The following is a 12,214-nucleotide window of genomic DNA, read 5'->3' as shown; positions in this document are numbered from 1 at the left end:
GGGGCTCCACGCGTGCGTGGAGCCCCCTTACAGGCGGGGGTCAGTGCCCGAAGGTGAACCAGTTGACGTTCACGAAGTCGGCCGGCTGCCCACTGGTGAAGGTCAGATAGACGTCGTGCGTGCCCGTCACGGGACCGATGTTGGCCGGGACGGTCCGCCACGACTGCCAGCCCCCGGTGCTGCCCACCGCGAAACTTCCGACGGGCGCGCTGCTGCGGCTGTCCAGCCGCACCTCGACCAGCCCGCTGACGCCGCCCGCCGCTCCACTCGCGACCCGGGCGCTGAACTGCCGGGCCGCCGAGGAGCCGAAGTCGACGCCCTTGTAGTGCAGCCAGTCGCCGTTGGCGAGCGCGCCGACGTTCTGGCCGCCGCCCGAGTCGGACGTGGTCTCGGTGATCGCACCGGACTGACCGTCGTACGACTCGGCCTGGATGGTGCCGTAGGCGTCACGGCCGCCGGTCGGGGGAGGCGTGGTGCCGCCGCCGGACGACAGCACCTGCACGTAGTCGACGACCATCGCGTGGCCCGGCTGTGTCCCGGCGTCCGGGCCGCCGCCGAACGCGTCGGGGAAGCCGCCGCCCATCGCGACGTTCAGGATGATGAAGAAGCCGTGGTCCGTGGCGTTCTTCCAGGTCGTCGCGTCGACCTGGTCGGCGCGCACCGTGTGGTAGGTGACGCCGTCGAGGAGGAAGCGGATCTCCTCGACGCTCCTCGAGCGGTCCCACTCCATCCGGTAGGTGTGGAAACCGGCCTGGCAGGAGGTGCCCTGACAGGTCGTCGAACCGCCGATGCCGCTGGTCTCGTTGCAGGGGCCGCCGGGCGAGGTGCCGCAGTGCATGGTGGCGAACACCGTGTTCATGCCCTGGGTGTTCTCCATGATGTCCAGCTCGCCGACCGCCGGCCAGTTCCAGTAGTCGCCGCGGTAGGGGGAGCCCAGCATCCAGAACGCCGGCCAGTAACCCTTGGCCGCGGCGCCGGTGACGTTCGGCACCTGGATCCGCGACTCGACGCGGAGGGTGCCGCCGGCCGAGGGCCGGAAGTCGGTGCGGTTGGTCTCGATCCGGCCGGAGGTCCAGTTCCCGGCGGAATCCCGCCGGGGTGTGATGCGCAGGTTGCCGTTGCCGTCGAGCGAGACGTTGTCCCTGCTGTTCGTCATCGTCTCGATCTCGCCGGTGCCCCAGTTGGCCGGGCCGCCCGGGTAGCCCTTGCCGGTCGCGTACTGCCAGTTGGAGGTGTTGACGCCGGAGCCGGCGGCGCCGTCGAAGTCGTCCACGAACACCTGCGTCCAGCCCGACGGGGGTGGCGGCGCGGAAGCGGTCGCGGACGGGGTGGCGACGGCGGACGCGGCCGCCGCCAGGCCGAGCGTGGAGACGACGGCGACCAACGCCCGCCGGAAGCCGCGGGATCTGCGGGGGGTGCTTGAGGTTCCGCTCATGTGGGGCCTCTCGGGAAAGGGGGGTGAGAGCGCTCTCAAAGTTCCGCCAATGTGCTCCACCGCACTCGTGCCGTCAAGGGATGAAGCCAAGAAAACCGAGCGGCGACGGCCGGCTGCAGACCCTGAAGGGAAGGAACCGGTTCAGCCGGAGGCCTCCTCGCCGCCCGGCCGCTCCGGCTCGGCGGACCACCGCTTCACGTACCAGGCCGCCGCGTCGTCCGTGGCCAGAAGTACGACGATCCCGACCCCCATCGTCCACTCGGGAAGCCCGGCGAAGTGGACGACGGAGACGACGGCCATCGCCAGGACGGCCATCAGCAGCCACCGCAGCCCGTGCTGCCACCCGCGGTGCGCCGCCAGCCACCGTGCCCACCGCCGCGCCCTGCCCGGCCGCGCCATCCCCGCTCCCCCCATCACGCGCCTCCCAGGGTTCGACTCGCGCCGGGCCCGGAGGGTTGCCCGGGTGTCTCGGGCTGTTGAACCGGCCCGGGCGGGGCACTCGGGACGCATCATCCGGTCGAGGCAGCAGGAGGCATCCGTGGCCGTTCGCCATCACCTGATCCGAGTCCCCCCGGCCGCCGTGTGGGACGTCCTCGCCGACGGCAACCGCTACGCCGAATGGGTGGTGGGGACCTCCGAGTCCCACCCCGTGCGCGGACAGTGGCCCCGTACCGGCGCGGCGATCCGCTACGAGGTCAGGCTCGGCCCGGTGCACCTGGACAACGAGACCGTCGTCCGCCACTGCGAGCAAGGCACCCGGCTGGAGCTGGAGGCCCACGCCGGAGTCCTGGGCACCGCACGCGTCGCGATCGAGCTGCGGCCCTGGGGCGAGCACTGCCTGGTGATCTTGGACGAGCATCCCCTGCGCGGCGCGGGCGGCCGGTTGCACAACGTGGGATTCGAGGCGCTGATCCAGCTGCGCCACCGGACCATGCTGGCCCGGCTGGCCAGACTGTGCGAGGCCGGCACGGAACAGACGGGAGGTGCGCGGCGCGCCCTGGGCCAGGTGACCGTGGGGTCCGACACCGGCGGAGCCGGCCATGCCTGACGCCGTCGTGATCGGCGCCGGCCCCAACGGGCTGGTCGCCGCCAACGTCCTCGCGAGCGCCGGGTGGCACGTCGAGGTGCTGGAGGAACAGCCCGAACCGGGGGGCGCGGTGCGCCACGACCGGGGCGTCGACGCCGCTTTCGTCAACGACCTGTTCAGCTCCTTCTACCCGCTCGCGGCCGCCTCACCGGTCCTGGCGGCGCTGCACCCGGAGGAACACGGGCTGCGCTGGAGCCACGCGCCCAGCGTGGTGGCCCACCCGCTCACCGACGGCAGCTGCGCCGTCCTGGACCGGAACGTGCACACCACCGCCGCGTCCCTCGACGCCTTCGAACCGGGCGACGGAGCCGCCTGGCAGCGCCTGCACGAGGTGTGGGAGAGCCTGCGCCCCGGCCTCCTCGACGCCCTGTTCACCCCCTTCCCGCCCGTGCGCGCCGCGGCCCGGCTGGCGCTGCGGCTGCGGGCGGCGGGCGGACTGCGCATGGCCCGCTCCCTGGTGCTGCCGGTGCGGCGTCTGGGCGAGGAGGAATTCCGCGGCCAGGGCGGACGCCTGCTGCTCGCCGGCAACGCCCTGCACGCCGACCTGGCCCCCGAGTCGGCGGGCAGCGGCGGCTTCGGCTGGCTGATGGCGATGCTCGGCCAGACCTACGGCTTCCCGGTCCCGGTCGGTGGCTCCGGCGCGCTGACCTCGGCCCTGGTCCGGCGTCTGGAGTCCCTGGGCGGACAGGTGCGCTGCGGGCAGCGCGTCGAGCAGGTCGTCGTCCGCGGCGGGCGGGCCGTCGGCGTGCGCACGGCGGCCGGTGACGCGGTCGCGGCCCGCAAGGCGGTACTGGCGGACGTGTCGGTGCCCGCCCTGTACGGCGAGCTGGTCGACCCCGCGCACCTGCCCGCCCAGACCCTCGAGGACCTGCGGCGGTTCCAGTGGGACTTCGCCACGTTCAAGGTCGACTGGGCGCTCGACGGGCCGGTGCCCTGGCAGGCCGAACAGGCGTCCCGAGCCGGAACCGTGCACCTCGCCGACGGCATGGACGAGCTGACCCGCTTCACCGCGCAGATCGCCATGCGGCAGGTCCCGGACCGGCCGTTCCTGATCTTCGGCCAGATGACCACCTCCGACGCCACCCGCTCCCCGCAGGGCACCGAATCGGCCTGGGCCTACACCCACCTCCCGCACGAGATCCGCGCCGATGCCGCCGACGAGGGCATCTCCGGGACCTGGGACACCAAGGACCAGGAGCTCATGGCCGACCGCATGGAACGCCAGGTGGAGCGCTTCGCGCCCGGCTTCCGCTCCCTGATCCGGGGCCGCCGCATCCTGGCGCCCCCGACCCTGGAGGCACTCGACGGCAATCTCGCCGGGGGTGCCATCAACGGCGGCACCACCGCGATGCACCAGCAACTCCTCTTCCGCCCGCTGCCCGGCACCGGCCGCCCGGAGACCCCGGTGCCGGGCCTGTACCTCGCCTCCTCGGGAGCCCACCCGGGCGGCGGCGTGCACGGAGCGCCGGGAGCCAACGCCGCACGGGCCGCCCTGCGCCGCAACCGGCCCCCGGGCCTCGCCCGTGCCCAGCGGCTCCTCGCCCACCGCGACCGCACCGGAGCCAGGCGCTGACCCGGCCCCGCGGGGACGGGTCGGGCACCGGAAGGAAGGGCAGCCATGAGCAGCAGCCCACTCGCCGAGCGCACCGTCGTCATCACCGGAGCCGCCCGCGGCGTCGGCGCGGCACTCGCCCGGGAGGTCGCCCGGCGCGGCGCCCGGGTGGCGCTGCTCGGCCACGAGGGGCCCGTCCTGGAGGCGGTGGCCGCCGCCCTGCCGGGCCCTGCCCTCGCCCTCGAGGCCGACGTCACCGACCTGCCCGCGCTGGAGGCCGCGGCGGACAGCGTGCGGGCCCGCCTGGGCCGCCCCTCGGCCGTGGTGGCGAACGCCGGCATCGCCGAGGGGGGTGCCCTCCTCGACTCGGACCCGGCCGCCTGGCGCCGCGTGATCGACGTCAACCTCACCGGCAGCTCCCACACCGCCCGGGTCTTCCTGCCGGACCTGTTCGGCACGGCGGGCTACTTCCTCCAGGTCGCTTCCCTTGCGTCCATCGGCGCCGCCCCGCTGATGAGCGCGTACTGCGCCTCCAAGGCCGGGGTCGAGGCCTTCGCCCACTCCCTGCGCGCGGAGGTGGCGCACCGCGGGGTCGGGGTGGGCATCGCCTACCTCAACTGGACGGACACCGACATGATCCGCGACGCCGACCGGTACGCCGTCCTGCGGGAACTGCGCCGGCACATGCCCGCGCCGGTCCGCCGCGTGTACCCCGTGGACACGGTCGCCGCCCACATGGTCCGGGGCATGGAACGCCGCCGTACGGCCGTGTACGCACCGCCCTGGCTGCGGCTGGCCCAGCCGATACGCCCGGCCATGCCCCCGGTGGTCCTGCGCGTGGCGCGCCGCGAACTGCCCCGCCTGGAGGCCTCCGGTCCGGTCCGCTCCACCGGACCGCTCGGAGCCGGGGGGCTGGCCGACCGCGCGGCGGCCGGGCCCGGAACCTGACGCTGGCGGTGCGGGCACGCTCCGCGGCGGCACCGCCATGCCGGACACTGGTCAGCAGGAGAAGGGAGGCCGACCGTGCTGACCGGAGTCCGAGAACAGCTGGGCCAGGCCCTGTTCCGCCGCGTCGCGGGCCCCGGCGGCCCCGCCACCCGTGACCGTATCCACCACACCCCCGGCCCCCGCTGGTTCGGGCCCGACCGGCCGATCCGCGCGGTCCACGGTGACGCCTCGATGTTCATCGGCGGGCTGACCGCCCTGCTCCTGCAGTCGCTGCACCCGCTCGCCATGGCCGCGGTCGCCGGGCACTCCGGCTTCCGCGGCGATCCGTGGGGACGGTTGCAGCGCACCAGCACCTTCCTGGCCGTGACGACGTACGGCACCGCCGCGGACGCCCAGGAGGCCGTCGACCGGGTGCGCGGCATCCACGAGCGGATCCGCGGCAGGACGGCCGGCGGGGTGCCGTACCACGCCGCGGACCCGCGTCTGCTCGGCTGGGTGCACGCCGCCGAGACGGACAGCTTCCTGCGCGCCCACGAACGCTACGGGGCCCTGCCGCTGGACGCCGCCGGCTACGACGGCTACGTGGCCGACACCGCGCGGGTCGCCGAGGCGCTGGGGGTGCAGGACCCGCCGCGGGACCGTCGTGAACTGGCCGAGCGCCTGAGCGCCTACCGGCCCGAGCTGCGGGCCACGCCCGAGGCGCGGGCAGCGGCCCGCTTCCTGCTGTTCCAGCCTCCCCTGCCGCTCGCCGTCCGGCCCTTCTACGGGGGACTGGCGGCCAACGCCGTCACCCTGCTCCCGCCCTGGGCGCGCGGCATGCTGTGGCTGCCCCGGGTGCCGGTCGTCGAGGACCTCGCGGTGCGCCCCACGGGCCGAGCGCTGACCCGGACCATCCGCTGGGCCATGTCCCCGGCCAGGGAAACCTGAGCGACTCCGGGCACACCAGGACCGGCCGATCCCCGGGCACGCCCAGGACCCCCACCCTCCGCCCCGCTCAGGGCTACCGCCCCCGGGAACTGCCTCAGGGGCTACCGCCCCCGCGACCCGTTCAGGGCTGGCGCCCTGTGGCCTGCCAGGACCGCTACACACCGGTCGGGGCTGCCACCCTTCGGGAACCGCTCAGGGCCGGCGCCCTCCGGCGCACCCAGGGCCACCGCCCCCGCACCGCCCAGGGAGCCACCCCCGGCCACCGGCCAGGACCCCGTACCGCTCACGGCCGCCACCCCAGCGCCCGGGAGATGCCGCGCGCAGCCATCCGCACCGCCGGGCCCAGCACCGGCACCTGCGCGTTCGCGTGCGGCACCACGATGGACACGGCGGCGGTCACCGTGCCGTCGGCGGCGCGTACGGGCGCGGCCACCGACAGGGCGTCCTCGGTGATCTGACGGTCACTCACCGCCACGCCCGACCTGCGCACTTCGGCGAGCGCCCGGCGCAGCCGCTCCGGGTCGGTGATCGTGTACGGGGTGAAGGACGCGAGGTCGCCCGCACAGTACTCCTTCTGGAACACCGGGTCGCCGTGGGCCAGCAGGGCGAGTCCGACGCCGGTGGCGTGCAGCGGCCAGCGGGCGCCGACGCGGATGTGCACGCCGACCGCCGACCGCCCCGACAGCCACTCGGTGTAGACGACGTCCCGGCCGTCGCGCACGGCCAGTTGCACGTTCTCGTGCGTCGCCTCGTACAGGTCCTCCAGATACGGCAGCGCGATCTGCCGCAGGGCGAGGCCCCGGGGGGCCAGTGCCGCGAGCTCCCACAGCCGCAGCCCGACGTGGTAGACGCCGGACTCGTCCCGCTCCAGGGCGCCCCACTCGGTGAGCGCCCCCACCAGGCGGTGCGTGGTCGTCAGGCTCAGCCCGGCCCGCCGGCTGATGTCCGTCAGGCACAGCGCCGGATGCTCGTGGTCGAAGGCCGCGAGCACGGACAGCAGCCGGCCGGGCGCGGTGGGAGCGGTCATGGCCGGGCGTCCCCCGGGTGGGCGAGGTCGTAGGGGCGGGGGTAGGCGGCCGGGCGGTACGGGAGGTAGCGGGGCTCGGTTCCCGGGTCCGCCGCCCTCGCGCGGGAGTTGAGGGCGCCCGGCGAGACGTCCCAGCGGCCGGTGTCCAGGCGCTTGTCGACGGTGTGCAGGGCTGCCAGGGTCTCGCCCGGCGTGAAGGTGCAGTGGCCCGGCGCGTCGACGTACGCCTGGCGGAGCAGCCCGGCGGAGCCCGCCGCCGTGACGGCCCGCCGGTAGGCGCTCTCCGCCTGCACCGGGATCAGGGCGTCGCCGGTGGTGTGGATGTTCAGCTGCGGGTCGGTGAGCCGGCCGGAGAGCGCGCTGGTGTGGCGCATCCACCGCACCGCCGCCGGGTCGGCGGAGATCCTGGGTGCCCGGGCCAGGGCCGAGAGGTCCGTGCGCAAGGACAGCCCCGCCTCCTTGTAGAGCTCCGTCACCTCTTTGTACAGCGGGGACCGGGCGAGCATCGAGGAGTAGTCGACGCCGGTGTTCCAGGACGGGTTGCCGCCCGCCCGGCTCTCGGCCTCCTGCCGCCAGGCGAACGCGGGCAGCTGGAGCATGCCCCGGACGGCGGCGTACTGGTTGGCCTGCGCAGTCCTCCAGTCGGTGGGGCCCGGTTCGCTCTGCGAGGCGTCGTTGTGGCCCGGGATGTTGTGCAGGGCGGCGGCCAGGGCGATCCGGGCCCGGCCCCCCGGGGTCTGCTGGGCCGCGTCGGCCTTCGAGGTGAGCGCCTTCCCGGCGGCGACCGCCTCGGCCTGGTCCGCGAACCCCGTCAGCCGCACCCCGGAGTCCGGCGCGAGCAGGGTGCGCAGCGCGAACACCGGGTCCAGGGTGCTGTTCCAGTTGGCGACCCCGCCCTGCACCAGACCGCACATCGACAGCGACCCGTCGAAGCGGCCGGGGTGCCGCTCGGCGAGCATGCTGGTGACGAAGCCGCCGTAGGAGGTGCCCCAGGCGAGCGTCCGGCGGGCGGTCCCGAACTTCCCGGTGAACAGGTCCAGCGTGGCGAGCTGGTCGGGCACCGCCTCGGTGATCGCCCAGCCGTTCGTGGCGTACGAGGAGCCGATCAGGGCGTAGCCCTCGGACAGCAGCCTGTCGCGGACGGCCGGACCGGGCGCGTTCTGGGCCGGGTTGGGGACTCCGGCAGGGGTGTAGCCGTGGCTGTAGAGCAGGACCGTGCCGTTCCAGGACGCGGGGACGTCCATCACGTACGCGGCGCCGGAGGACAGCCGGCCCTCCAGGTGGGTGCCGGTGGCCGAGGCCCGCGCGGGCAGGGCGGTCACCGCCAGGGACAGGCAGGCGGTCAGTAAGGCCAGGCGGATCCTCAACGCGGCGTTCCTTCCAGGGCGGGGGAGGGGGTGGGGGAGTCCAGGGCGTCGGTGTGCGTCTCGCGCAGCCGCCACACGGTGACCGCGGTGATCGCCGCGCCCGCGCACAGCAGCAGCGACACCGGGATGCTGCCACCGCCGAAGGACGCCAGGAGGCTTCCGGCGATCAGCGGGGAGAACCCCGCCCCGATCAGCGTCGCCCCCTGGTAGCCGAGGGAGGCGCCGGTATAGCGGACGCGGGTGCCGAACATCTCGGTGAGCAGGGCGCCCAGCGGCCCGTACATCGTGGACTGGGCGACGCCGTGACCGAGGGCCAGGGCGAGGATGAGCAACCCGGGCGAGCCGGAGTCGACCAGGGCCAGCACCGGGAAGGCGAGCGCCGCCGAGGCGACGGCTCCGGCGAGGACGACGGGCCGGCGCCCGACCCGGTCCGACAGCGCGGACGCGGTGGGCAGGACGACGAGGGCCACACAGGAGGCGACGGTGACCGCGGTGAGCACCTGTGGCCGGGTGTACCCCTCGTCGACGGCGTAGGAGATCATGAAGCTGGTCAGCAGCGACTGGGCGGTGAACGCGCCGATGCCGACACAGGCGGCCAGCAGCACCGGCTTGGGGCGGCGCAGCACCTCCACGATCGGCGGCCGGTCCACGGGCTCCCGCCGCGCCTGGGCGAACAGGGGGCTCTCGGCGACCTTCAGCCGCACGAACAGGCCGACGGCCAGCAGCACGATGCTCAGCAGGAACGGCACCCGCCAGCCCCAGGAGCGGAACTGCTCGTCCGGCAGGGTGGCGACAAGCGTGACCACCCCGGCCGACAGCACCGATCCGAGCGGTGCGCCGAGCTGGGTGAAGCTGGACCACAGGCCGCGCCGGGATCCCCGCGCGTGCTCGGCGTGCTCCACCACCATCAGCATCGCGCCGCCCCACTCGCCGCCGATGGCGATGCCCTGCACCACGCGCAGGGCGACCAGCAGCACCGGAGCCCAGACGCCGATGGTGTCGTACGTCGGCAGCAGGCCGATGAGGAAGCTGCCCGACCCCATCAGGACCATGGTCAGCAGCATCATCGACTTGCGGCCGATGCGGTCTCCGAAGTGCCCGAAGACGATGCCGCCGAGCGGACGGGCGAGATAGCCCGCGGCGAAGGTGCCGAACGCCGCGACGGTGCCGACCGCCGGGTCGGCCCGCGGAAAGAACAGCTCGCCGAATACGAGCGCGGCGACGGTGCCGTAGACGAGGAAGTCGTAGAACTCGACGGTGGTGCCGAGCAGGCCGGAGACGGCAACGCGGCGCAACTGCCGCTGATCGGGGGAGAGTTGGGTGGCTGACGGGGATGGCTGCACGGTGGGCTCCCTGGGGACGGGGCGCGGTTGGTCCGTGAAGTTATGCATCCATCGTGCAGCCGTCAATCATTTGCACAACATCAGTTCAGGCCGTCCTCCGCGATCCGCAGCAGCAGCGCGTGCAGGGTGTCCCGCTCGGCCGGGTCGAGCGGGCCCAGCAGTTCGCCGGTCACCCGCAGGCCGGCCTCGTCGGTGTCGCGGAGGAAATCGCGGCCGTCGGCGGTCAGGGCGACGATCCGGCTGCGGCGGTCGTCGGGGGAGGGCCGGCGCTCGGCGAAGCCCAGCTTCTCCAGGTCGTCGACCAGGCCGACGATCGCGCTCGGGTCGTAGCCGAGGCGCGCGCTCAGTTCGCGCTGGAGGGCGCCTTCGGTGCCGGCGAGGAAACGCAGCACCGCGTAGTGGCGCAGGCGCAGGCCGGACTCCTGGAGGCAGGCGTTGAAGAGCTGCCCCGAGCGCAGGCCCAGGCGGTACAGCAGATAGCCCGTGTCGGAGTGCAGTCCGCGCATCCACGGCTCGTGGGCGTCGATGGGCTTCGCGGAGACGTATCGGCGTGTGATGGCGGGCTCCCTGTGCTCGGTGCTGCGGCGTGCTCGGTGCTGCGTCCTGTGATTCCAGCATCCCGCACCCAAAGGTCACCAACAACTATTGACGACAACAATTATTGCTCTTAGCTTCAATCTCGCAGTCGTACCCGTGTCACCCGTGCGAAGGGACCCGCCCGTGCCCACCATCGATCTCTCCGGCAAGGCCGCCGTCGTCACCGGCAGCGGTCGCGGCCTCGGCCTCGCCTACGCCCACGCCCTGGCCGCACACGGCGCGTCCGTGGTGGTCAACGACGTCGACGAGGCGGTGGCCGAGGCGGCCGTGAAGTCCCTCGCGGAAGCGGGCGGCAGGGCCGTCGCCGAGGTCGTCCCGGTCGGCACCACCGAGGCCGCCGAGCGGCTGGTGAACCGCGCGGTCGAGGAGTTCGGCCGACTGGACGTGCTCGTCACCAACGCGGGCATCCTGCGCGACAAGGTCCTGTGGAAGATGACCGACGAGGACTTCGACGCGGTGATCACCACCCACCTCAAGGGCACCTTCACCTGCGCCCGCGCCGCCGCCGTCCGGATGCGCGAGCAGGGCGAGGGCGGCTCGCTGATCCTGGTCGGCTCCCCGGCGGGGCAGCGCGGCAACTTCGGCCAGACGAACTACGCCGCCGCCAAGGCCGGCATCGCCGCCATGGCCCGCACCTGGTCGATGGAGCTGGGCCGCGCGAACATCACGGTCAACGCGATCGTGCCGGTCGCCGCCACCGCGATGACCGAGACCATCCCGGCCTTCGCGCCCTACATCGAGGCCATGAAGGGCGGCGAGCCGCTGCCGGACTTCCTGCGCAAGGGCGAGGGCTTCGGCACCCCCGAGGACTGCGCCGCGCTCGTCCCCTTCCTCGCCTCCGAGGCGGCGCGCGGCATCACCGGGCAGGCCATCGGCATCGGCGGCGACAAGGTGGCACTCTGGTCGCATCCGCAGGAGATCAGGGCGGCCTACGCCGACGGCGGCTGGACCCCGGACACACTGGCCGACGCCTGGCCCACCTCGGTCGGTGCCGAGCTCCAGTCGGTCGGCATCCCGGCGCCGAAGTTCCCGGAGGCGTGATGGACCCCTCTATGAACCTCGACGACCTGGTCGCGATCGACGTCCACACCCACGCCGAGGTGTCCTCCCGGGGCCACTCCTCGCTGGACGACGACCTGCACGACGCCTCCTCCGCCTACTTCAAGGTCGAGGGCAAGCGCAAGCCGACCCTTCAGGAGACGGCCGCCTACTACCGCGAGCGGAACATGGCCGCCGTGATCTTCACGGTCGACGCCGAGTCCGCCACCGGCACCCCGCCCGTCCCGAACGAGGAGGTCGCCGAGGCGGCCGCCGCCAACGCCGACGTCCTCATCCCCTTCGCCTCCATCGACCCCTTCCGGGGGAAGGCGGGCGTCAAGCAGGCCCGCCGTCTGGTCGAGGAGTACGGGGTGAAGGGCTTCAAGTTCCACCCCAGCATCCAGGGCTTCTTCCCCAACGACCGCGCGGTGGCGTACGACCTGTACGAGGTGATCGAGGAGACCGGCGCGATCGCCCTCTTCCACACCGGTCAGACGGGCATCGGCGCCGGCGTCCCCGGAGGCGGCGGGATCAGGCTGAAGTACTCCAACCCCCTCCACGTGGACGACGTGGCGGCCGACTTCCCGCACCTGAAGATCATCCTGGCGCATCCGTCCTTCCCCTGGCAGGACGAGGCCCTGGCCGTCGCCACCCACAAGCCGGGCGTGCACATCGACCTGTCCGGCTGGTCGCCGAAGTACTTCCCGCCGCAGCTCGTGCAGTACGCGAACACACTGCTGAAGGACAAGGTCCTCTTCGGCTCCGACTTCCCCGTCCTCACCCCCGACCGCTGGCTCGCCGACTTCGGCAAGCTGACGATCAAGGACGAGGTCCGGCCGAAGATCCTCAAGGAGAACGCGGCCCGCCTGCTCGGGCTGACGACACCGTAAGGG

12 protein-coding genes are annotated in these 12,214 nt (G+C 73.6%); 6 read left to right on the top strand and 6 right to left on the bottom strand.

What is annotated here, in order from left to right:
- Positions 1–40: 40 nt before the first annotated feature.
- Both AB0I06_RS02725 and AB0I06_RS02720 read right to left on the bottom strand, forming a co-directional pair.
- Positions 41–1,435 carry a glycoside hydrolase family 16 protein gene (locus AB0I06_RS02725; RefSeq protein WP_363116897.1) on the bottom strand — a complete coding sequence of 465 codons (1,395 nt, stop codon included), beginning with the start codon at positions 1,433–1,435 and terminating at the stop codon, positions 41–43.
- Positions 1,436–1,576: 141 nt separating this feature from the next.
- On the bottom strand, positions 1,577–1,849 hold the full coding sequence (locus AB0I06_RS02720; protein ID WP_363116896.1) for a hypothetical protein: 273 nt from the start codon (positions 1,847–1,849) through the stop codon (positions 1,577–1,579).
- Between the two features lie 124 nt (positions 1,850–1,973).
- Between AB0I06_RS02720 and AB0I06_RS02715 the strand changes: the two genes are divergently transcribed.
- The 4 genes from AB0I06_RS02715 to AB0I06_RS02700 all read left to right on the top strand — a co-directional run bounded on the left by AB0I06_RS02715 (position 1,974) and on the right by AB0I06_RS02700 (position 5,949).
- Entirely contained in the window at positions 1,974–2,483 is a 510-nt protein-coding gene (locus AB0I06_RS02715; protein WP_363116895.1) for an SRPBCC family protein, read from the top strand.
- Positions 2,476–4,095 carry an NAD(P)/FAD-dependent oxidoreductase gene (locus AB0I06_RS02710; RefSeq protein WP_363116894.1) on the top strand — a complete coding sequence of 540 codons (1,620 nt, stop codon included), beginning with the start codon at positions 2,476–2,478 and terminating at the stop codon, positions 4,093–4,095. Before AB0I06_RS02715 ends, AB0I06_RS02710 begins: the two co-directional genes overlap by 8 nt.
- Before the next feature lie 45 nt (positions 4,096–4,140).
- The gene (locus AB0I06_RS02705; protein ID WP_363116893.1) at positions 4,141–5,022 is read left to right on the top strand and encodes an SDR family oxidoreductase; all 882 of its coding nucleotides are present in this window, start codon (positions 4,141–4,143) and stop codon (positions 5,020–5,022) included.
- A 75-nt stretch (positions 5,023–5,097) separates the two neighbouring features.
- Entirely contained in the window at positions 5,098–5,949 is an 852-nt protein-coding gene (locus tag AB0I06_RS02700) for an oxygenase MpaB family protein (protein ID WP_363116892.1), read from the top strand.
- Positions 5,950–6,232: 283 nt separating this feature from the next.
- Here AB0I06_RS02700 and AB0I06_RS02695 read toward each other — a convergent pair whose 3' ends face one another.
- The 4 genes from AB0I06_RS02695 to AB0I06_RS02680 all read right to left on the bottom strand — a co-directional run bounded on the left by AB0I06_RS02695 (position 6,233) and on the right by AB0I06_RS02680 (position 10,192).
- Entirely contained in the window at positions 6,233–6,976 is a 744-nt protein-coding gene (locus AB0I06_RS02695) for an IclR family transcriptional regulator (RefSeq protein ID WP_363116891.1), read from the bottom strand.
- On the bottom strand, positions 6,973–8,343 hold the full coding sequence (locus AB0I06_RS02690) for a DUF6351 family protein (RefSeq protein ID WP_363116890.1): 1,371 nt from the start codon (positions 8,341–8,343) through the stop codon (positions 6,973–6,975). The genes AB0I06_RS02695 and AB0I06_RS02690 overlap by 4 nt, the downstream gene beginning before the upstream one ends.
- Positions 8,340–9,686, bottom strand: a complete 1,347-nt coding sequence (locus AB0I06_RS02685) for an MFS transporter (RefSeq protein WP_363116889.1) — start codon at positions 9,684–9,686, stop codon at positions 8,340–8,342. The genes AB0I06_RS02690 and AB0I06_RS02685 overlap by 4 nt, the downstream gene beginning before the upstream one ends.
- A gap of 80 nt (positions 9,687–9,766) precedes the next feature.
- Positions 9,767–10,192: a MarR family transcriptional regulator gene (locus tag AB0I06_RS02680; protein WP_363116888.1), complete on the bottom strand. Its 426-nt coding sequence runs from the start codon at positions 10,190–10,192 to the stop codon at positions 9,767–9,769.
- Positions 10,193–10,406: 214 nt separating this feature from the next.
- Here AB0I06_RS02680 and AB0I06_RS02675 point away from each other — a divergent pair, with 214 nt between their 5' ends.
- Together AB0I06_RS02675 and AB0I06_RS02670 are read left to right on the top strand one after the other, a co-directional pair.
- The gene (locus AB0I06_RS02675; protein WP_363116887.1) at positions 10,407–11,324 is read left to right on the top strand and encodes an SDR family oxidoreductase; all 918 of its coding nucleotides are present in this window, start codon (positions 10,407–10,409) and stop codon (positions 11,322–11,324) included.
- An 11-nt stretch (positions 11,325–11,335) separates the two neighbouring features.
- The gene (locus tag AB0I06_RS02670; protein ID WP_363116886.1) at positions 11,336–12,211 is read left to right on the top strand and encodes an amidohydrolase family protein; all 876 of its coding nucleotides are present in this window, start codon (positions 11,336–11,338) and stop codon (positions 12,209–12,211) included.
- Positions 12,212–12,214: the final 3 nt, after the last annotated feature.

This window comes from Streptomyces sp. NPDC050674, assembly GCF_040654575.1.
In the GTDB taxonomy this organism is placed as follows: domain Bacteria; phylum Actinomycetota; class Actinomycetes; order Streptomycetales; family Streptomycetaceae; genus Streptomyces.
The sequence above is the reverse complement of the archived record's forward strand: the minus strand, read 5'-3'. Positions and strand labels throughout refer to the sequence as shown.